19 protein-coding genes are annotated in these 20,027 nt (G+C 47.0%); 6 read left to right on the top strand and 13 right to left on the bottom strand.

Features of this window, described 5'->3' with window-relative positions; translation table 11 throughout:
* Positions 1–7: 7 nt before the first annotated feature.
* From MHH52_RS02255 to MHH52_RS02245, 3 genes are all read right to left on the bottom strand, one after another.
* Entirely contained in the window at positions 8–1,657 is a 1,650-nt protein-coding gene (locus MHH52_RS02255; protein ID WP_340006401.1) for an NAD(P)H-hydrate dehydratase, read from the bottom strand.
* A gap of 110 nt (positions 1,658–1,767) precedes the next feature.
* Positions 1,768–2,400 carry an NAD(P)H-binding protein gene (locus tag MHH52_RS02250; protein WP_340006399.1) on the bottom strand — a complete coding sequence of 211 codons (633 nt, stop codon included), beginning with the start codon at positions 2,398–2,400 and terminating at the stop codon, positions 1,768–1,770.
* Between the two features lie 218 nt (positions 2,401–2,618).
* Positions 2,619–3,026 (bottom strand): GNAT family N-acetyltransferase, encoded by a 408-nt coding sequence (locus MHH52_RS02245; RefSeq protein ID WP_340009461.1) that lies wholly within the window; start codon positions 3,024–3,026, stop codon positions 2,619–2,621.
* A gap of 301 nt (positions 3,027–3,327) precedes the next feature.
* Here MHH52_RS02245 and MHH52_RS02240 point away from each other — a divergent pair, with 301 nt between their 5' ends.
* A complete protein-coding gene (locus MHH52_RS02240) occupies positions 3,328–3,597 on the top strand; it encodes a hypothetical protein (protein WP_313639844.1) in 270 nt (89 codons plus the stop codon).
* Positions 3,598–3,705: 108 nt separating this feature from the next.
* Here MHH52_RS02240 and MHH52_RS02235 read toward each other — a convergent pair whose 3' ends face one another.
* The 4 genes from MHH52_RS02235 to MHH52_RS02220 form a co-directional block, all read right to left on the bottom strand.
* Positions 3,706–3,930: a YezD family protein gene (locus MHH52_RS02235; protein WP_313639843.1), complete on the bottom strand. Its 225-nt coding sequence runs from the start codon at positions 3,928–3,930 to the stop codon at positions 3,706–3,708.
* Between the two features lie 111 nt (positions 3,931–4,041).
* The gene (gene cysW / locus MHH52_RS02230; protein ID WP_340006398.1) at positions 4,042–4,905 is read right to left on the bottom strand and encodes a sulfate ABC transporter permease subunit CysW; all 864 of its coding nucleotides are present in this window, start codon (positions 4,903–4,905) and stop codon (positions 4,042–4,044) included.
* A 666-nt stretch (positions 4,906–5,571) separates the two neighbouring features.
* The gene (gene cysT, locus MHH52_RS02225; protein WP_340006397.1) at positions 5,572–6,426 is read right to left on the bottom strand and encodes a sulfate ABC transporter permease subunit CysT; all 855 of its coding nucleotides are present in this window, start codon (positions 6,424–6,426) and stop codon (positions 5,572–5,574) included.
* Positions 6,427–6,518: 92 nt separating this feature from the next.
* A complete protein-coding gene (locus MHH52_RS02220) occupies positions 6,519–7,646 on the bottom strand; it encodes a sulfate ABC transporter substrate-binding protein (protein ID WP_340006396.1) in 1,128 nt (375 codons plus the stop codon).
* Positions 7,647–8,130: 484 nt separating this feature from the next.
* Between MHH52_RS02220 and MHH52_RS02215 the strand changes: the two genes are divergently transcribed.
* A complete protein-coding gene (locus MHH52_RS02215; protein WP_340006394.1) occupies positions 8,131–10,410 on the top strand; it encodes an alpha/beta hydrolase in 2,280 nt (759 codons plus the stop codon).
* A gap of 135 nt (positions 10,411–10,545) precedes the next feature.
* Here MHH52_RS02215 and MHH52_RS02210 read toward each other — a convergent pair whose 3' ends face one another.
* Entirely contained in the window at positions 10,546–11,595 is a 1,050-nt protein-coding gene (locus MHH52_RS02210; RefSeq protein WP_340006392.1) for a lactonase family protein, read from the bottom strand.
* A 435-nt stretch (positions 11,596–12,030) separates the two neighbouring features.
* Here MHH52_RS02210 and MHH52_RS02205 point away from each other — a divergent pair, with 435 nt between their 5' ends.
* The 3 genes from MHH52_RS02205 to MHH52_RS02195 all read left to right on the top strand — a co-directional run bounded on the left by MHH52_RS02205 (position 12,031) and on the right by MHH52_RS02195 (position 14,213).
* Positions 12,031–12,291 (top strand): GlsB/YeaQ/YmgE family stress response membrane protein, encoded by a 261-nt coding sequence (locus MHH52_RS02205; protein WP_234532655.1) that lies wholly within the window; start codon positions 12,031–12,033, stop codon positions 12,289–12,291.
* Between the two features lie 221 nt (positions 12,292–12,512).
* Positions 12,513–13,013, top strand: coding sequence for a cytochrome c biogenesis protein CcdC (locus tag MHH52_RS02200; protein WP_340006388.1), 501 nt, complete (start codon positions 12,513–12,515; stop codon positions 13,011–13,013).
* Positions 13,014–13,250: 237 nt separating this feature from the next.
* Entirely contained in the window at positions 13,251–14,213 is a 963-nt protein-coding gene (locus tag MHH52_RS02195; protein ID WP_340006386.1) for an L-lactate dehydrogenase, read from the top strand.
* 71 nt (positions 14,214–14,284) lie between these two features.
* Here the strand turns inward: MHH52_RS02195 and MHH52_RS02190 are convergent, their stop codons facing one another.
* Entirely contained in the window at positions 14,285–16,525 is a 2,241-nt protein-coding gene (locus MHH52_RS02190) for a heavy metal translocating P-type ATPase (protein WP_340006384.1), read from the bottom strand.
* Positions 16,526–16,719: 194 nt separating this feature from the next.
* Here MHH52_RS02190 and MHH52_RS02185 point away from each other — a divergent pair, with 194 nt between their 5' ends.
* Entirely contained in the window at positions 16,720–16,995 is a 276-nt protein-coding gene (locus MHH52_RS02185; protein WP_340006382.1) for a CPBP family intramembrane glutamic endopeptidase, read from the top strand.
* Between the two features lie 157 nt (positions 16,996–17,152).
* On the opposite strand, the gene MHH52_RS02180 is transcribed toward MHH52_RS02185, so the two are convergent.
* From MHH52_RS02180 to MHH52_RS02165, 4 genes are all read right to left on the bottom strand, one after another.
* Positions 17,153–17,518 (bottom strand): metalloregulator ArsR/SmtB family transcription factor, encoded by a 366-nt coding sequence (locus MHH52_RS02180; RefSeq protein ID WP_042184384.1) that lies wholly within the window; start codon positions 17,516–17,518, stop codon positions 17,153–17,155.
* 109 nt (positions 17,519–17,627) lie between these two features.
* Positions 17,628–18,362: an ABC transporter permease gene (locus MHH52_RS02175; RefSeq protein ID WP_340006380.1), complete on the bottom strand. Its 735-nt coding sequence runs from the start codon at positions 18,360–18,362 to the stop codon at positions 17,628–17,630.
* 2 nt (positions 18,363–18,364) lie between these two features.
* Positions 18,365–19,081: an ABC transporter permease gene (locus tag MHH52_RS02170; protein ID WP_340006378.1), complete on the bottom strand. Its 717-nt coding sequence runs from the start codon at positions 19,079–19,081 to the stop codon at positions 18,365–18,367.
* Complete coding sequence (locus MHH52_RS02165; protein WP_313639830.1) at positions 19,078–19,989, bottom strand: ABC transporter ATP-binding protein; 912 nt, start codon at positions 19,987–19,989, stop codon at positions 19,078–19,080. Before MHH52_RS02165 ends, MHH52_RS02170 begins: the two co-directional genes overlap by 4 nt.
* Positions 19,990–20,027 lie beyond the last annotated feature (38 nt).

Here is a 20,027-nt window from a genome sequence, read left to right as displayed (position 1 = left end):
ATAGTACTCAGAGTGCTTCAATGATATCGCCTGCAATGATGGCCGTCTGATTATTCCGCTGACGGGCTGCCCTCTCCCCTGCTAATCCGTGTAGGTATGCACCAAAAGTTGCTGCCTGCGCAGCATTAAGCCCCTGAGCCAGCAGGCTGGAAATCATGCCCGTTAGCACATCACCGGCTCCACCAGTGCCCATACCGGGATGGCCTGTGGTGTTTACATAAGCTTGCCCTTCAGGTGTTGCTATAACCGTATGCGCTCCTTTTAATACGAGCGTAACCCCTTGCTCTTTCGCATAGCTCAAGGCCAGACCGATTCGGTCCCGTTGCACCTCAGCCGTTGTTATGCTGGCAAGCCGGGCCATCTCACCTGGATGAGGTGTCAGAATCACGGGATGGCGTCTACTTGCCCAGCCCTTGTAATCAGCCTCAGCTAATATATTCAAGGCATCCGCATCGATGACCAGAGGACAATCCGTTCCTTCCCAAAGATTGCGAAGCCATTCTGTATCGGCCTTGAAGCGACCAAGACCAGGACCAACGGCAAGAACATCTCGGTCAGTGCCTAGCTTCAGTAGTTCGGAAATAGTCTTTGCATTCCATGTTCCATCTTCATTGCCACCAACATCGGCTAGCATCAATTCAGGAGCAGAACCGATGATAAAGGGCAGCAGCTTCTGAGGAAGCGCCCATGTCACCAATCCGCAACCTGCCCGGAGCGCAGCACGGGCAGAGAGCAGTCCGGCACCGCTCATCCGTAAGGTGCCAGCGGCAAGAAGTACATGCCCATATGTACCCTTATGGCCTTCAGGCGAACGCCGACGGGCCAGATCAACGCCCAGATGGGCATGCAGCACTTCCGGTGTCAGCAGGTGAACCTGCACACCGCTTTCAGGGGCCAGAGAAGTCGGAATGCCGATGGCCCGGATCTTCACATGCCCCGCTGCGCTTGCGCCGGGGTATTGCAGGAGGCCTCGTTTAAGAAACGCGAGGCAAACCGTCACCGACGCATGAATGCAAGGCTCATGCGTCTCCCCTGTGTCCGCGTTCAGACCACTCGGGATGTCCGCGGACACGATCACTTTGCCGCTGCTATTCGCTGCGGCAATCAGCTCCGCATAGGCGCCGCGCGGGGCTCCCGCGGCGCCGGTGCCGAGCAGCGCATCCAAGATGCCGCTGCACTCGGCAAGGTCCAGCCGGTCCCTGCCGTATACCACGGCAGGCAGGCCCAGGGCTGCAGCCGCATCGCGCTGCAGGGCGGCCTCGCCGGAGAGCGACTCCGGCGGCACCGCATAGACGAGCGTGACAGCGATGCCCGTCTCGCGAAGGTACCGTGCGGCGGCGAGGCCATCGCCGCCGTTGTTGCCTTTGCCGACGAGGATGAACCATCGCTCGGCGGCGGCATTGTCCAGGGTCAGCGCATGATCTGCGCTGACCTGAAATGCCGCGCCATTCCCATCCAGCGCGGCATCCTTCAGCCCGGCGTCTTCCCATTCGGCTGCATTCCTGCAACCCTCTCTACCTCTCCGCCGGCACAGCGCGATGATCTCCTGTGCAATGACTCTCCCCGCGTTCTCCATCAGCGCAATGGCTGGAATCCCCAGCCGCTGGATCGTTTCACTATCCAGATGCCGCATTTGCTCAGCAGTTACCAGAAACATGATTTGGCCCCTCTCGGCTTCTACTCAAAAGTCCAGCATCTCTTCATGACCTAGCCTTCCACAACGTCTCAAAGCATCTCGAATATGCTTGATTTAGCGCAAGCTAAATATCAATAAGCTACAGTAAATCTCGCCCGGCTAAAATTCCCTTCCTCCAGCTCGTCCACCATAGCTACAGCAAAATCCTCCACACTGATCATGCTTTCGCCATTCTCATCAAGAATAAGACGGTCCAATCCAATACGGAATTGACCTGTACGTCGACCTGACTGAACTACCGCAGCAGGACTGGCATACGTATAGTCCAGTTCTGTGTTTTTGTAGATTTCATAAGCTTGCGCATGTGCTTCTGCCAGTGGTCTAATCTCGGCTGGAAAATCCGGCGCATCCATCAACAGCTCTCCAGTTTCAGTCTTCAAACTGCCTGCACCACCAACAACTAACAGTCGATTGAGCCCTGCCACCTGCATGCCCTCCACCAACGCTTTTGCCGCTGTAATCAGATCCTTCTCGTGGCCAGCTTCCGGCCCGTAAGCACTGATTACCTCTTCATGTCCACTGACCACAGCAGCTACTGAAGCAGGATCAAGAATATCCACCGTTGTGATGTGTAGACGTTCATGTTCAAGGGTCACTGACTCTGGATTGCGCACCGCAGCTGTTACCTCGTGTTTTCTTTTTAACGCCTCCTGTACAATCGCCTTTCCAATCGTTCCTGATGCACCCAATACTACAACATCCATCTTTTTTTCCTCACTTTGTCCGGGTAAGGCCATCATACGACCTTCCTACTTAATTTATATTTTTAATACTCGCCTCAATAGCTTTTCCCTTACAACCTTTAAACATTATTTATCCCATGAGGTCCCATTGAAATCAGATCCCCAGCAATTAGCTTCCAGACGAAAAACCCCTTACCAATACAAGGGGCACTCTCCCTACTAAGCAGCATGTACTCGGATTAGCGACGCAAAAACATTCCCTGAGAACGTGGCATAACCGATTCAAAGCCATATTGTGCATACAATTTCGAGGCTTCCCCATCTGCAATCAGACTTACATAAGCCTTATCCGGTACAGTATTAAGGAACTCCCTAATTTCACGCATGATCAATTTTCCTAAACCGCGGCCCTGATGTGAAGGCTTTACTGCGATATCCGTGACCTGAAAAAAGCATCCTCCATCACCAATCACCCTGCCCATCCCGATTAAGGTATTCTCCTCATACAAAGTTACCGCAAAAATAGAATGAGGCAGCCCTATCGCAGCACCTTCCGCGCTCAATTCACTCAGCCCAGCTTCTTTTCTCAGCGCTAAATACTGTTCCACTGAAGGACATTCATGGCGTATATCCAGCTTTCCTGTCATCCCCATACCGCTCTCCTCCTAGCTTCTTACAATAAACTAAGCTTAGCACCGTTCAGCATTGCTGTTCCAACTATATACGACTGTATGGTGCACAGGCAAGACTCACCGGCTTCGTTGTTTTGAAATGATCTATTTGTCATTACATAAAAATAAAGCAAGCAAACACATCCACCGTAGTGGGAAGTATTATATTCTTGAATCCTATTACTAACTGTGTGGAATAGTATCTATAACAATATTCTAAAAAGGTTGGTGAAGCATAATGTCTCCTGTAGCAAAGCTATTTAAATGGGGAACGTGTGTGTATGAGGCTTTTCTGGCTCTGCCTGTCATCGGCGGTCTCTTTATTATAGCTAATGGTTGGGTCCCTCTTGCCATTGCCTTTTTGCTCCACGCTGTAGCCATTGTTATCCTGCAAAGAGAGCGGAAGCCCATCGTAGGGAACGTTCTAGGCATTCTCACCTCGATTTTAGCGTTTATCCCTATCGTAGGTTGGGTCATGCATGGCATCACTGCACTCGTACTGCTGTTTGAAGGAATTTCCTCTTCTCGTCAGGCTCCTCGTTATTAAAAAGAGCACATGAATCGACAGAAAAATAACCCGCTCCTATCCAGGAGTGGGTTATTAGCGTTTATCCTCAAATATGATATATACCTTTATGATTGCCTAGAGATTGTATCAACGTCCTGCCGATTGGGAATCGGCCCGCCGGCTTCCGCTCTCACCAATGTAACGCCCATTTGCGTTGCCACTGCCATTCTCAAAACGTTTGCGTTCCGTACGCTCCATCTGAACAATCTGACCTTCGTGCACCACGATGTGCAATGAGCCAAATTCCATATCATCCAGAAGTCCTGCAATCCGCGTAAGCCATAAATCATCCACTTTCAGCGGTTTAGCCATTCTCTAGCCTCCCTTTCCCCATCCAAAGGATTATATCCGCCTAATTTTCAAAATTCCGTTATTACCAACTAGTATACTATGAATTAACTTAGCACGGAACCAAAAATACTGTCAATGGGCATTTTTTCGTGATAACCAGCTTTTTATAATCATCGTCACCAAGGCCAGTAACAGGAGCAGTGAAGCTACTGCAAAAGATGCTGAAAATTGATATTCATTGTACAAAATCTCAACGTGCAGCGGCAGTGTATTCGTCTCCCCGCGTATATGTCCGGAAACCACAGAGACTGCGCCGAACTCACCCATGACCCGCGCATTACACAAAATAATGCCGTATAATAAACCCCATTTAATATTAGGAAGCGTGACTCTGAAAAAGATTTGCCACCCGTGTGCTCCGAGGGTAATCGCTGCCTCTTCCTCCTGTGTACCCTGATCCTCCATCAGTGGGATCAATTCACGCGCTACAAAGGGGAACGTCACAAACAGCGTAGCGAGCACGATCCCCGGAAGAGCAAATACGATCTTGATATCGTGTGCGCTCAGCCAAGGACCAAACCAACCATTGGCACCGAAGACGAGCACAAAGATCAGACCGCCGATCACCGGCGATACTGCAAATGGGAGATCAATCAAGGTAATGAGAAACCCTTTGCCACGGAAGCGAAACTTAGTAACTGCCCATGCCGCCGCAACACCAAAGAAAGTGTTCAGTGGCACAGTGATCGCCGCAACAAGCAGCGTCAATCGCAGAGCGGAACGAGCATCTGGATCAGTCAGGGCAGCTATATATACATTCCAGCCCTTTTTTAGCGCCTCTGTCAGCACGACAACCAAAGGCAGAGCAATCAGCCAAAAAAGAACTAGTCCTGCAGCTCCAATCAACACCCATTTTACAATCGTGGATTCCGTTGTCGCTGGCGAGGACGTATTCTTCTGCAGCTTGGGGGCTTGGAGTGGGACTGTACCTGCCAAAATTATTCCTCCTTTAAAGGGTTTTACGAAAGCATGATTTGCTTTTTAAAAATACAAAATCTACGGGAAATATGAAGTGTCTTCGAGTAAATTTGGGATTTAACAGGCGTCTATTGTCTCTGGAATTCTTAAAACATGACTATTGGTAATGGGTCACTTCCGAGGATTATTGGACTTATCGGATGATCTGCTATCTCCTAATTTGTTATTTTCTGTTTACTGGTAAGGAGTCACTCCGAGGAATATTGGACTTCCGATCGCTGTTATCCTCAGATTTCCTGATTTGAACCGCTCCTCGCGGTAGAAATCCGAGGATAAAGGCGAACGCTAACGCTTCTCCAGTTCCAAAATTCCTCTCCATTCCTTTTTACCAGTTATTAATTTCAAACTCCGAGATCGCTATCGCTCCTCTAACCGCAAATTCCTCTCCGTTCCTTTCTTACCAGCCATCTGGTTTCAAAACTTCGAGATCGCTATCGCTCCTCCTAAAACCCAGATTACTCTTCGAGTCCTCATTCTACCGGAAGGTTCTGCATTTTACGGAAGCAAGAATGCTTCGTAAAATAAAGTCGTCATTTACCTGTTAGGGTATAGCTTCGCTAAGAATCGCTCAGCAAGCCCTTAATACGAAAGTACTTGAAGTATAGAGCGTAAACCTCAAATACTTTACCGAGAAGTCTTACGCACCCAACGCTGAAGCGTATTAATGACTAACAGCATCAAGAAGGAAATGAGAAGCAAAAGCAACGCGACGGCAGTAGCTCCGGCATAATCATACTGCTCCAGTTTGGACATAATAAGCAGCGGAGCAATCTCCGTTCGCATCGGCATATTGCCGGAGATGAACACGACAGAGCCGAATTCGCCAATACCACGGGCAAATGCCAAAGCAAAGCCTGTTAGCAGCGGCGGGAACAGCTCAGGCAGTACTACTGAACGAAAGGTTCTCCAGCGGCCTGCGCCGAGGGTTGCCGAGGCTTCCTCCATATCTCGGTCCAAATCCTCCAGCACCGGCTGTACCGTTCGCACGACGAAAGGTATACCGATGAACATTAAGGCTAGAGTAATGCCGAGTGGAGTAAATGCCACCTTTAATCCAAGCGGTTCAAGCCACGACCCGATCCAGCCATTCGTAGCATAGAGAGCCGTCAAGGAGACACCAGCTACAGCCGTAGGCAAGGCAAACGGAAGATCGATCAGCGCATCAAATATTCTTTTGCCCGGAAATTCGTAACGCACTAGTACCCACGCCAGCAAGAGACCTAGAATAGCATCTACAAAAGCAGCAGCCGCTGCTGTAGATAGGCTGACACGATACGAAGCCAATACACGCGGATCGGTAGCTACATCCCAGAATTTCGCCCAGCTCAGCCCAGTAGAATTGAACAACAATGCTGAAAGTGGCAAGAGTACAACGAGACTCAGGTAAAGTACGCTGTACCCCATCGTAATCCCAAAACCGGGTAGTATCTTTCTCCGCGTTGTCGCCGATACAGCTGTAGTAGTTGCGGTGACATTCATCCCCTATTCATCCTTTCTCGCCTTCGGCATGTTAGCCGATCAGCCCCTGCCGGGACAAATCTCATAAGCATAAACTTCATTTCAATAATCCGTTATTTAGCCCCTGGCACATAGATCTTGTCAAAGATCCCGCCATCGTTAAAATGCTTCTCTTGCGTTTCTTTCCAGTTTCCGAATTTGTCAGCTAGTGTGAATAGCTTAATATCTGGGAACTTATCTTTATATTGTTCTTTTACGCTATCTAGTGTAGGACGGTAATAATTCTCAGCCGCGATTTTTTGTCCTTCTTCACTATAGAGATACTTCAAGTAAGCCTCGGACACCTCACGCGTATTTCTTTTATCCACAACCTTATCTACTATTGCTACCGGCGGTTCAGCCAGAATGCTCTCGGATGGATTCACAATATCAAATTTATCTGGGCCTAGCTCTTCAACGGAAAGATAAGCTTCATTCTCCCATGCAATCAGCACATCGCCAATTCCACGCTCTACAAAAGTGGTCGTCGAACCGCGCGCACCGGTATCCAGCACCGGAACATGCTTGAACAGTTCTTTTACAAACTCTTCGGCTTTAGCTTCGTCATTATTGTTGTGGTCTAGCGCGTAGCCCCATGCCGCCAAGTAATTCCAACGTGCGCCACCTGATGTTTTCGGATTCGGTGTAATCACCTCTACGCCTTCCTTGAGCAGATCCGGCCAATCTTTGATTCCTTTCGGATTCCCTTTGCGTACTAAGAACACGATCGTCGAGGTATAAGGTGAACTATTATGATCGAATTTACTTTGCCAGTCTTCATTGATAAGACCTTTTCCCTGCAAGGCGTCAATATCATATCCAAGGGCCAGTGTAACCACATCCGCTTCCAACCCATCAAGCACAGCGCGGCTTTGTTTACCTGATCCACCGTGAGATTGTTTAATCATGACCTTTTGTCCCGTTTCTTTCTCCCAATAAGCTGCAAAAGCTTTATTATAGTTCGCATATAGCTCACGAGTAGGATCATAGGACACGTTGAGCAGTTCCACCGGATCTTTGGATGGAGCTTTTGTAGCTTCAGCAGCATTCGTGGCCTCCGCTGAGTTGGTTGTTGCTGGTGTGTCCGTTGCCGAACTAGAACTATTGCCGCTATTGTTATTGCCGCCGCAAGCAGCAGTAAGTCCTGCCGTCAGCAACAAGGTAAATCCTACAAGAAGCCCTTTATTCATTTTTTTCTTCATCTTTTCCACTCCCCATGTTTTTCTTGCCTTCATTTCTTTCTTAAAATATAAGAAAGTATAAGTTTTACGTTATACATTATCCTTATATTTCTCGCTTAAACGCTTACCGTCCTTATTAGGACGCCGAGGCGTTTAAGCTTGGCGGTAACAAAAAGAACGGAGGAAAGCCTACGTATGGCAGGTCAAACCGGTCCTATGACACGTGTCTGCGAGCCTAATGCAGGCGTTCCTCCGTTCGTACGGTAAGAACTTTATTAAATTATTCCTATCCACTTAGTTGGTTATATGGATATAATACTGAAACCCTTCAACTGTGTCAAACCTTTTTCCCCAACCAATGACAAAAGAATTTTTCAAGTACCACGCTATACAGGCAATGGTGTGGGTTCCTGTAAGATCCACTTGTTATTGATGCTATAAAGTAATATTATTGCTACAGCTTATGGTCTAGAGAAATTACCGTTTAATGTCGGGAGTGAGAATCATGGGTATGGATTTAGAGTACGTTCCTGCGCCGCTAAGACCACGGCTTCACAGGCGTATGACTCAAGAAATCAGACGAAGAATTAGGGGAACTTACCGTTATGATACAACGGTCTGGAGGACTGCGATCGCTGGTCTTTGGATCGTTTGCTTTTTGGCTTTCACAACTGCTGTATTAGGCATACCCACTGGATTAGGGGTGGTTACTGATATTGCACTTGCTGCAGGTACAAGCACCATTCTGCTGGCAATTTCCAGCAATATCATAGCCGTACTAATAGCGTTGACCGGACTGCGCGTCCCACGACTATTCGCAGGCTGTGTATTGAGCGATGTTGGAGCTATTCTACTAATCTTATATTACTCTGATTTTGAGATTGAAGCTGCGGCTCTCATTGCTGTTCTTCTGTCACTACTAGGTGCATTAGGTGGATTAGCCATCGGTCTGCTACGCAGCAAAAGAGTAACACTGGGAATTCTGCTTACCATTACGGTGACTTTTTCCCAACTTGCTCTGGCAAACGGAGTGCAGGAACTGCCTACATTGGAACCCATTGATATCAGCGATTCAGATGTGATTCCACTGACTGCCTCCAATCCAGGAAAACCTGGCAATCAAGCTTATCAGACCTTCACCTATGCCAACGGTAACGATCTGCATCGTGTTGAGTACGGCAAAGATACAAGTGTGATCTCTTCTACAGTGGATGCTTCTGCTTATATTAAGGATTGGTCAAAACTGCGCACTTTATTCTGGGGATTCGATTATAGTGCACTTCCACTGAACGGCCGTGTATGGATGCCTGAGGGCGAAGGTCCCTATCCGGTAGTGCTGATGGTGCACGGAAATCATATGATGGAAGATTACTCTGACGGAGGGTACGCTTATCTCGGTGAACTCTTGGCCAGCCGAGGCTTTATCACGATTTCCCTGGATGAGAATTTCCTGAACTATTCTGCTTGGTCCGGTATTCCGGACAATGATTTCAAAGTACGAACCTGGATCATTCTGAAACATCTGGAACAGCTTGCAGCTTTCTCGGATGAACCAGGCAATCCTTTTTATCAAAAAATAGATTTCACAAAAACCGCCCTGCTCGGACATAGCCGCGGAGGACAAGCTGTGGCTATGGCTGCGGACGCCGAACGTTGGTTCAAAAACGATCCCGTTATGACGGCTGTGAATCGGTTTAATATAGCTTCTGTAGTCGCCCTTGCCCCTACGGACAAAACGATAGATGAACAGCAAGCCCGTCTCAAGGACGTCAACTATTTGACTCTGCAAGGGGCTCGCGATGGGGATGTACATGATTTCTATGGTGATCGGCAGTATATACGTACTTCCTATTCCCAAGGGTCCTCTGCTTTCAAAAGCTCGCTGTATATTGCGGACGCCAATCACAGTCAATTCAACAGCGATTGGGGCGCGTATGATCAGACATTACCTGCTGGCCTCTTTTTAAATCAAGCGCAAATTATGGAAGCAGACAAGCAGCGGCAAATCGCTAAGGTGTATGTGTCAGCTTTTCTGGAGACCACTTTGCATGAAAAAGGCGAATACCAGAGCTTGTTCCGGGATTACCGCAGCGGACTGAAATGGCTGCCGGATACCACTTACTACAATCGATTCCAGGATGGGGGATATCGGCCAGTAGCCACATTTGACGAGGACCGCAACAAGAATACCGTAAATCTCGGAACAGCAGAGGCATCAGGATTATCCTGGTCGGAAGAGCTCGCAAAAGATCGTGAATCGAAGAGTAAAGCCACTTATGGTGTCGTTCTTGAACGCACAGCTAAAAAAGATGAAGAAGCCTATTACAACATCAAACTTAAAGACAATGTCGTTACTGAAGTTGCCCTTTCAGGCGCAGATGGCCTTACATTCTCCTTAGCAAACCTCAATGGAGATATCTATGGTGATATCAAAGATGAACTAAGTATTCCGCTACCTCCCAATGTAGAGGTCGAGTTAACCGACAGAAATGATACCTCAGCACGCCTGCCGCTAAGTGAGGTAATGGATATTCTTCCACTACCACAAACGCAGTTCACATTATTCCCATGGCTTGAGGAACGAATAAATGATGGGAAGTACGGCGATCTATCCGAAGCTATTTTTCAAACCTATGAGATGCCATTCGAACAGTTTCAAGAGGAAGAACCGGAGCTGAAGCCTGAGAACCTAACGGAAATCACCTTCTATCTTGAAGAAGTGGGCGATAAGATTATGCTTGATGATATCGGCTTCTACGAGCTAGGATTTCGAAATATATTTTAAGGTAACTAGCCATTATACCATTAAAGGCCTCCCCCTCAGCATATACACAGCTGAGGGGAAGGCCTTTTTATTTAGATGGATTACGCGAATAGCCCCTATTATTGAAACATACAATAACCTAAACCTATCCCCAGCCTACAATACTTGTACACAGACTGGTGACTTTATCTCCAGCTCATTCCCAGTAGGAATTAATCTTCCACTGTCACTATCGATGGAGAACGAAGTAATATTATCGCTATTTTGATTAGCAGCGAGCAGCTTGCCACCAATAATAGCGAAATTACGCGGAGTACGTCCGCCTGTAACCTGCCAATCTACCGCATCAAGATGACCTGTTGAACCCACAATATGGAACAGGGCGATACCGTCTTGTCCCCGGTTCGAGACATACAAGAATCTACCACATGGCGATACATGAATATCGGAAGCTGTATCATCACTACCCGCATTATATTGCTCTGGAAGCGTGCTAACATGCTGTAAAACACTGAGGTTTCCGTTCTGTTCATCATTAGCAAATACCGTTACTGTACAGTTTAGTTCATTCGCCAGGTAAATCCATTGTCCTGAAGGGTGTACCGCCAGATGGCGGGGGCCTGAACCAGGTGGGAGATTAATCTCCCGATGCTTAGACAGCTTACCTTCTTCAAGGCGATAAATCAGAATTTGATCCAGTCCCAAATCGCAAACCAGTATATGCTTGCCACTTCCATCCGGAATGACGGAGTGTGGATGCGGAGCTTCCTGACGATCTTCACGAATTCCTGAACCTACATGCTTCACTTGGTCAGACATGACCTGAAGCGAACCATCCTCATTTACAGGAAATACGTTGGCATTGCCACCGGAATAATTAGAGACGAATATGTAATCTTGCTTAGGACTGATCGAGACATAACAAGGAGCGCCACCTTCCGTAGGACGACTTCCAAGTGGACTCAGCGCTTTAGTAACAGGATCAATCGCAAAAGCATAGACCTCACCCTCATCCTTCTCACTAACCGCATAGAGCACGCTGCCTGTGCTGTTTACTGCTAAAAACGATGGATTCTCAACGCCCTTAGTACCCTCAAGAATCTTCATTTCCCCTGATGAAGGACTAAGCGAGCATAATAGAATAGCTTCCTCACCCTCAGGGTTATACGTTCCCACATAAAACAATACCTCATTAAGCCGTTCCATAGTAGCGACTCCTTTGTTTGTATAAATTGTACTCACTTCTTAATTACCCTTTACTGATAGCAATTTACTCAGTATTTCATAATATTTTTTCACTATAGCATGTTTATAGTTGTTATACATTATCGAGCCCGTATTTTAAGGCCATTTCCTAACTATCCGGTTACAATAAGAGTTCAAAAAGTCGGCTTTCAGAACCAAGAAGGTTGGACGTTACTTGAGGAAGGAGGAACGGAGCGTAGTGTTGTGCTACGTGAGTACCGGACTTCCCAAGTTCGTTCAATATTCGATGCCGAGTCCGCTTCCTCAACTACTTCGTTATCAAAGTTGGCTTTTTGAACTTACCTTGCAGATGTAAGTTTTTACAAGTGGTTTAAACATGATTGGCAAGGTTAATAGTAGACATCGAAAACAACAAAACGAAGGAGTTGAAGTAACATGAGTTTTTTATGGATGTTAATTGTTGGTGGGATCATTGGTTGGTTAGCGGGTCTGATTATGGGCAGAGATATTCCAGGCGGGGTTATTGGTAACATTATCGCAGGTATTATCGGCTCATGGCTCGGCGGCGTGCTTCTGGGAAGCTGGGGACCTAAAGTAAGTGATTTCTACTTCTTCCCTTCTTTGATCGGGGCCATTGTTCTGATCTTTATCGTCAGCCTTATTCTTCGCTCAACAAGTGGACGCAGCCGTTCATAAGCTGAAGCTGAACTAATAATTATTGGGGCTACTTCCCCAACAAAATATTAATGAACTAGAAATGGCAGGTCAAGGTGCTTTATCCTTGGCCTGCTATTTCTTGTTTTTGGACTCTGACGGAGTTACTACCTCCGTACAGCGGCTACACTTCAATGTTCTGCCATCGTTTTTCTGTTATAATGAAGATACAAGTGACTCAAATCATAGAGAGGTCGTGAATCATGGGTAGCATTAACCCCTCACTCCTACATATCGGCTCCACTATAGGGACCTTGCTCATGGCGCTAATGGTTATTTTCATTCGTCTAAAATCTAGCGCACGTCCAGTTACCATTCGAAAAATATGGATTCCACCTCTCGGGATGTCGACCGGCTTTGCTATGTTCGTTGTACCTGAAGTTAGGTTCCCTTTATGGTGGGCAGCGCTCGCCTTTCTGATCGGCTGGTTCATCTTCGCGTATCCTCTAATACGCAGCACAAACTTCGAACAACGGGATGGACAAATCTATGCTCAGCGTTCTAAGAGCTTTGCTTTCATTCTGCTTGGACTTCTTCTAGTCCGCACCTTACTTCATGAATTTATTAATAGTTATGTTACTATCCCACAGTCCGGTGGATTGTTCTTCATCTTGGCCTTCGGTATGATTGTTCATTGGAGATTCTTTATGTACAAACGTTATAAGGTAATGACTTCCTCGGAGGCACATTCCCTACAGTCATAAGTATAAATCGTTAACCTAAGAAGCCATCTCAATCCATACGATTGAGATGGCTTCTTAACTATTGAACCTTGAAGTGAAAAAAATCATTTTTCTGTCTCCGATGTTAGGTAACTTGCGAAGGGATAAGTTAAAATATAAGCATACCTAACGATAAGCTTCCAAGAGACCTCATACTGAATTGAGAATCATTTGGACGGCTATGCTGCGTATAACTTTTAGAGAGTGAGGTCAAGGCAATTGAAAAGTAAATCGAGAAAAGTCGCCATCGTCGGTGCCGGGATGGTTGGTTCCAGCTGTGCCTATTCCATGGTCAATCAGGCGATTTGCGATGAGATCATGATGATCGACCGCACCTATGACCGGGCTATGGCACAAGCACTTGATCTCTCACACTGTATGGATTTCACAAACACACGCACAAAGGTGTATGCCGGAACCCATAGCGACTGTGCAGGAATGGATGTAGTTATCTTGACTGCCGGCGCCAATCCAACAGCGGGACAGACAAGGCTGGACGTTCTGGAAGCCTCTGCGGTAATTACTAGAGAAATTATCACCAACATCATGGCTGGGGGATTCGATGGAATATTCGTAGTCGCCGCTAATCCAGTCGATATTGTCACTTATATGGTATGGAAAATATCAGGGCTGCCCCGCCACAGAATTATTGGTACGGGGACCTCCATTGACTCCTCGCGCCTAAAGACACTGCTGTCTGATGTGTTCTCCATAGACCCACGCAGTGTTAACGGCTACGCGCTCGGAGAACATGGCGAATCCCAGTTTGTTGCTTGGTCGCATGTGACGATTGGCGGCAAGCCCATCCTGCAAATTATGGAGCAGCATCGAGAGCGGTTCCACCATCTGGATCTGGAGGATATCTCCCGCAAGACCAAAGATGCCGGCTGGGAGATATTTACCAAAAAAGGTTCCACACATTTCGGTATTGGCAGTGCACTGGCCTACATTACTCGTTCCATTCTAAATGATGAGCATAAGATCATTGCCGTATCCGCAATTCTGGACGGAGAGTACGGGCAAAGTGGTGTATGTACCGGCGTGCCTGCCATTATTGGCAACACTGGAATTCAAGAACTACTGGAGCTTAACCTAAACACCGAAGAAGCGGGGAAATTCAACGCCTCCTGCAGCATCGTTCGCTCAGGCATTGAGAACCTACACTTGGAAGACAACATTTAATCTCCTGCAAACGAAAGAAATCGCTCTTTGGGGATCGGTAAGTAACACCAATACCTCAAAGAGCGATTTTTTTATCCTTGATCTTTAACCTTTAATGCTCGGATACTGTTCAACACAGCAAGTACGGTTACCCCAACGTCTGAGAATACAGCTTCCCACATCGTGGCAATCCCAAATGCACCGAGGATAAGAAATATAGCTTTAACGCCTAAAGCGAAAATAATATTTTGCCATACGATCATCCGTGTACGCTTCGCAATGCCGATAGCTACAGCAATCTTCGAAGGTTCATCGGTCATAATTACGATATCTGCCGCTTCAATCGCAGCATCGGAGCCCAGTCCGCCCATTGCGATCCCAACATCTGCTCTAGCTAGTACTGGGGTATCATTAATTCCATCACCGACAAAAATAATTTTCTCGCGATGTGACTTTTCACGGTCCAGCTTCTCGATGGCCTCTACCTTATGCTGCGGCAAAAGCTCAGCGTGCACCTCATCTACACCTAACTGCTTCCCAACATCTTCAGCTACAGAAGAAGCATCGCCAGTTAGCATCACCGTTTTACGAATGCCAAGCTTCTTGAGGCTCTGAATAGCCTGCTGCGAGTCCTCCTTCACTTCATCAGCAATCACCAGATAACCTCCATACTGATGATCCACCGCTATATGAACAACTGTCCCGCTCTGCTCTGGCACCACATAAGCAATACCCTCTCGCTCCATCAAGCGCGCATTACCTGCAAGTACGGTCTTCCCTTCAATCGTTACTTCAATACCATGACCAGAGATTTCGTTGTAATTCGAGATCGCTTCCTTAGAAATCTGTTCTCCATAAGCCGTTCGAATCGATTCGGCAATCGGATGATTCGAATGGCTCTCCGCATAAGCGACAGTCCGCAGCAGTTCATCCTTAGACCTGCCACCCGACGGATATATTCCCGTTACTTTAAACTGCCCCTTAGTCAACGTTCCGGTCTTATCAAAGACCACTACTTTCACATCATTCAACGCTTCAAGATAGTTGCTTCCTTTAATCAGAATACCACTGCGTGAAGCTGCACCAATCCCTCCGAAGAAACCAAGTGGGATCGAGACCACAAGCGCACATGGACATGAGATTACGAGGAATACAAGCGCCCGGTAAATCCAATCTGAAAAGGTTGCACCGCTAATCACTAGCGGAGGAACGACAGCTAGCAGGACAGCTGTGATCACTACTATAGGTGTGTAGGCCCGTGCAAACTTAGTAATAAAGTTCTCGGTTTTGGCCTTGTTGCTCGAAGCATTCTGCACTAGTTCCAGAATTTTGGATACAGCTGATTCTCCAAAGGTCTGAGTGACTTGCATCGTAATAACACCGTTCCGATTAATAAACCCACTTAATACCGTACTTCCTGGTCCAGCCGAACGTGGTACAGATTCCCCGGTAAGTGCTGATGTATCCATCATGGCGCTTCCCTCAAGGATCGTTCCGTCCAGAGGTACCTTCTCACCCGGTTTCACAACAATCACATCACCGATCGCTACTTCCTCAGGGGAGACTCGTTTTAGATCATTTCCAAGCTTAAGATAAGCAAATTCGGGACGGATATCCATAAGTGCCGTGATAGATCGGCGTGAACGGTTTACAGCCAGACCTTGAAACAGTTCTCCAATTTGGTAAAAGAGCATAACCGCTACGCCCTCTGGATACTCACCAATCGCAAAAGCGCCGATGGTTGCGAGAGCCATCAAGAAATTCTCGTCGAACACCTGACCCCGGATAATGTTCTTGACCGCCTGCCAGACGACCTCACTACCCACAATGAGATAGGCTGCTAAGAAAATCAGCAGTTCTACTACACCCTCCACTGGTAAGAATATTCCGGCAAGAGCGAGTATCCCACCGCCACCTAGCCGCAATAGAATCTTACGGGTATCGCCTTCCCCATGCTCGTGACTGTGACCATGGCTGTGACCATCAGCGTCTTCGTGCTTATGTCCGTCTGCAGCCTGATGATCGTGTTCGTGGCCATGTTTGTGATCATGCTGATGACCACTGTTATTATGCAGCTTTTGACTACCCGTAACCTTCTCTTTCACATTTACATGGGGCTCAAGTGCCTTCACCGTTTTCTTTGCTTCTACAATTGCCGATTCCTCATAACCTTCGGCGGTTTCCATCGTCATTGTCTTCGTAACAAAATTAACGGAGCAGGACGATACGCCTTCAATCTTCTTCACTTTATCTTCAATTTTCATTGCGCAACTGGCACAATCCAAGCCTTCTAATTCCCACTGACGTTTTACTTTTCCTTGCATCGTATCCATACGGCACATCTCCTCAAATAAAAGACATATATGAGCACTTGTTCATATGTTTTCTTATTGCTATTATATTCCCTTTATTTTTGAAGGTCAATACGCGATATACACCATTTTTCTCCGCTTCCATAAAAATTAAATAAATTGACCTTTTCACGAAAATATGAGGTGCTGTTACTATTGGCTGTATCTGCCGTGGATTGATTTTCAAGACTCTGCACACTAAGGGTGCTAAAACGGCTGTGATTATTTCAAGCATTCTCTTCTCTATTACCCACTTACTTAATGCATTATCCGGTACAGACATGACGCAAATCCTTCTACAGCTCGTATATGCTCTTCTGATCGGTTTTGTGCTTTCATTGTTGATGCTGAAAAATAATAATATTCTACCGCTGATATTGTTTCATTTTGTACATCATCTGATTCAGTTTGTGGGTAACGATAATACAAAGCGACTATATGGGTGGAATTGATCTATTCATCCTTCTCGTACTCGCTGTGCATTGTGGCTGGCTGGCTCTATCTTTTAGAAAACCAACCATGCCGAGCAACCTAAATCAATCTAGTTAACGCAAAAAGAGCGGTTCTCCAATAATCGGAGAACTGCTCCTTTGTTTTTGAAAATTATAGCTATTCGTGACGGACATGCTCATGTGTCTGCAGAAAGATCTGCTCCACATGTGCATCGTTGAGCGAATAGAATACCGTCTTCCCTTCTTTACGCCGCTTTACGATTCGTAAATTCCGTAAATAACGGAGCTGATGGGATATCGCAGATTGGCCCATATCAAGGATCACGGACAAATCATGTACACATAATTCTTTCTGGGACAAAGCGTAAATGAGCCGCACTCGTGTTGGATCACCCAACGCTTTGAACATCTCTGCCATTTTATCCGTAATTTCTCGGTCAGGCAGGATCAATGCAATGGATTCCGGTTCAAGCTCCGAACCCTTGCATGTGTTATCGCAATCTTCTAATGCCGTTGGCTCCATGCTATCGCCTCCTCCACCAGCTAGTCAGCTTCGCTGATTGTTTTCTTCAATTATATGAAAACGAGCTCTGGATGTCCATTGAGAAGGCGTTTAGAAGCCTCGCTGCAAATCAGACCGCTTTACGATAAAAGGAAATCAGTCCCGCCGCAAAAAACACAATAAAGCTACCGCCTACAACCATCATCAGCGTTTCAAACGGTAAATTAAAAGCCCCAAACGTATCATCACCATACGGCATCATGGCCAACATCGGTTGTACCCAAGGATAATAGGGGCCATAGGTTGAAGAATTGGCAATCAGCATATTGGGAATGGTCAGACTCACATTAAGCGCCAGTGGTGCGCCGAAACTGCTCCAGCCTTGGGAGATGGCCAGTTGCAGTGCAGCGAGTGGTAAACAGGCAACAAAGCCGCCAAATACCGAACTTAACAGCAGCGACCAAGGGATTGGATCAGGAACATTTCGGAAGAAGCCCATTCCCAGCACCATCACGAGGAACGTTAGTTGAACCGCAGCCAGCAAAACGATGATCATCACATATTTTGAAAGATACACCGATAACCGAGTCACAGGCAGAGACAGCAACATCTTCCAGCCTCCGTCATGGTGCTCATAACGACAGATCAGCGCAGCAAAAATACCCGACAGCACAGGTAGAAACAGCAAGGCATGCATCATCGACATCACATTCAACAGCAATTCCCAACTCATCTTCTCCCCTTGATTATCTGCCAATGCCCCAGGAAGCAATGCTAAAATCGGACTACCTATAACTAAAATCCAGACATATGATTTAGACATTTTTAATCGCTCTGCGGATAGCACTCTCCAAAATGAATTCATCGTTAATCCACATCCTTTCTTGCGAAGTGCACTGCACCCGGCAAAAGCACCAGCATCCCCAGCAGCAAGCCCGCACCGCTAAACAAGAGACGATGAGAAGAATCCCAAGCCATATATGGCCATGTTAAAGGAAACCATTCCGAAAGGAACATGGAGAAGATAGACACTAGAGATAAGGTAATCCCAAGAGCAACCGGCAATGTCTGATTACGATTAGCCAAGGAAAGCCACAGCTGCAAAGCGATGACCGGCAACGCCGCAATATAAGACATAAAACCAATTCGGAGCACATCCAAGTACGGAATAAGTTCAGCTTTAAATCCCAGAATGAGCCCTAAAGTAACTGTACCCACCGAGAGTAGCAAGCAAGAAACCGCGACAAGCAGCAGACAGAGCACCAGCTTAGCCATAAATACTGAAGTACGAGAGATAGGCAATGCCAAGAGCTGCTTCCATGAACTCATCTGATGTTCAACATTCGCAATCAGCGAGCATACTAAGGTCCCTCCGAGAAAAAGAGCAATGGGCACAAATGAGGCTACATTGTCCAGAAGTCCACCCCATAAATCCGCGCTATACTGTTCGCGAAGATAATCATATCGTAGGCCGAAGTTCAGGCCCTGCATGGCTACAAGTCCAAGAGGTCCAAGAAACACTAGAAACCAGAGTCCTTTGCCACGGATTTTGAGCCAATCCGCCGACAGCGCCCGCCACATCATGATTCCTCTCCTCCTACAACCTGCAGGAAGAAGTCCTCAAGCGATTGTCTCCGCTCCTCTACACGATAGATGGCATGCCCATTCTCTACCAAGGTTTTGACTAGCAAGGCTACTCTTGCATCGATCATCCGGGAGAAGACCAAATTTTGGTCTTGAAGTACCCCTGCGTATCCCCGTTCTTCTGCGAGACGCAGCGCGGACTCTGGATCTGAGACCGCTAGACGCATTTCTCCACCGGCCTGACGCTGCAGATTCGTTATACTATCTTGGTACACCATTCGCCCTTGGCGAATGATGCCTACGGTATCAGCCATTTGCTCAATTTCACTAAGCAGGTGACTGGATACTACGACAGTAATCCCTTGTTCCTGCGGCAATCTTTTAATCAGCCCGCGAATTTCCTGAATCCCTGACGGATCAAGTCCGTTCGTAGGCTCATCCAGAATAAGCAGCTCCGGTTCCCCGAGTAAGGCAGCAGCAATACCTAGTCTCTGCTTCATCCCGAGGGAGAACCCTTTAACTGGACGTTTCTCTTCCCCTGTTAAGGAAACAATATCAAGCACCTCAGCAATCCGTGACTTCGGAACACCAAGAATACGCCGGATGGCTTCGAGATTATCCACAGCGCTTAAGTGCCCGTAATAAGATGGCGATTCGACAAGCGACCCTACCTTCCGTAAAATTTGCAGCTTATGCTTGCGAAGATCCTGACCGAACACTTCAATCCTTCCTGATGTCGGAGTAATCAGTCCAAGCAGCATGCGGATCGTCGTCGTTTTCCCTGCCCCGTTTGGGCCTAGAAAGCCATAGATTTCTCCCTTGCGGATATTCAAATTTAAATTTTCCACCGCAGCCCGGCCACGGTATTTTTTCAATAAGTCCTTCGTTTCAATCACTGTTTCTTTCATGTTCTTCACCTCGGTATATAGCATAACGTCCCAAGGTT

It is taken from the genome of Paenibacillus sp. FSL K6-0276 (genome assembly GCF_037977235.1).
Taxonomy (GTDB): domain Bacteria; phylum Bacillota; class Bacilli; order Paenibacillales; family Paenibacillaceae; genus Paenibacillus_AQ.
Note: the sequence above shows the minus strand (reverse complement) of the source record. Positions and strands in the feature narration are given on the sequence as shown.

Coding starts and splice junctions, on each gene's coding strand:
- MHH52_RS02255 (WP_340006401.1), bottom strand. CDS start 1,657: ATGTTTCTGGTAACTGCTGAGCAAATGCGGCATCTGGATAGTGAAACG.
- MHH52_RS02250 (WP_340006399.1), bottom strand. CDS start 2,400: ATGGATGTTGTAGTATTGGGTGCATCAGGAACGATTGGAAAGGCGATT.
- MHH52_RS02245 (WP_340009461.1), bottom strand. CDS start 3,026: ATGACAGGAAAGCTGGATATACGCCATGAATGTCCTTCAGTGGAACAG.
- MHH52_RS02235 (WP_313639843.1), bottom strand. CDS start 3,930: ATGGCTAAACCGCTGAAAGTGGATGATTTATGGCTTACGCGGATTGCA.
- cysT (WP_340006397.1), bottom strand. CDS start 6,426: ATGAATGTCACCGCAACTACTACAGCTGTATCGGCGACAACGCGGAGA.
- MHH52_RS02220 (WP_340006396.1), bottom strand. CDS start 7,646: ATGAAGAAAAAAATGAATAAAGGGCTTCTTGTAGGATTTACCTTGTTG.
- MHH52_RS02215 (WP_340006394.1), top strand. CDS start 8,131: ATGGGTATGGATTTAGAGTACGTTCCTGCGCCGCTAAGACCACGGCTT.
- MHH52_RS02210 (WP_340006392.1), bottom strand. CDS start 11,595: ATGGAACGGCTTAATGAGGTATTGTTTTATGTGGGAACGTATAACCCT.
- MHH52_RS02205 (WP_234532655.1), top strand. CDS start 12,031: ATGAGTTTTTTATGGATGTTAATTGTTGGTGGGATCATTGGTTGGTTA.
- MHH52_RS02200 (WP_340006388.1), top strand. CDS start 12,513: ATGGGTAGCATTAACCCCTCACTCCTACATATCGGCTCCACTATAGGG.
- MHH52_RS02190 (WP_340006384.1), bottom strand. CDS start 16,525: ATGGATACGATGCAAGGAAAAGTAAAACGTCAGTGGGAATTAGAAGGC.
- MHH52_RS02180 (WP_042184384.1), bottom strand. CDS start 17,518: ATGGAGCCAACGGCATTAGAAGATTGCGATAACACATGCAAGGGTTCG.
- MHH52_RS02175 (WP_340006380.1), bottom strand. CDS start 18,362: ATGAATTCATTTTGGAGAGTGCTATCCGCAGAGCGATTAAAAATGTCT.
- MHH52_RS02170 (WP_340006378.1), bottom strand. CDS start 19,081: ATGATGTGGCGGGCGCTGTCGGCGGATTGGCTCAAAATCCGTGGCAAA.
- MHH52_RS02165 (WP_313639830.1), bottom strand. CDS start 19,989: ATGAAAGAAACAGTGATTGAAACGAAGGACTTATTGAAAAAATACCGT.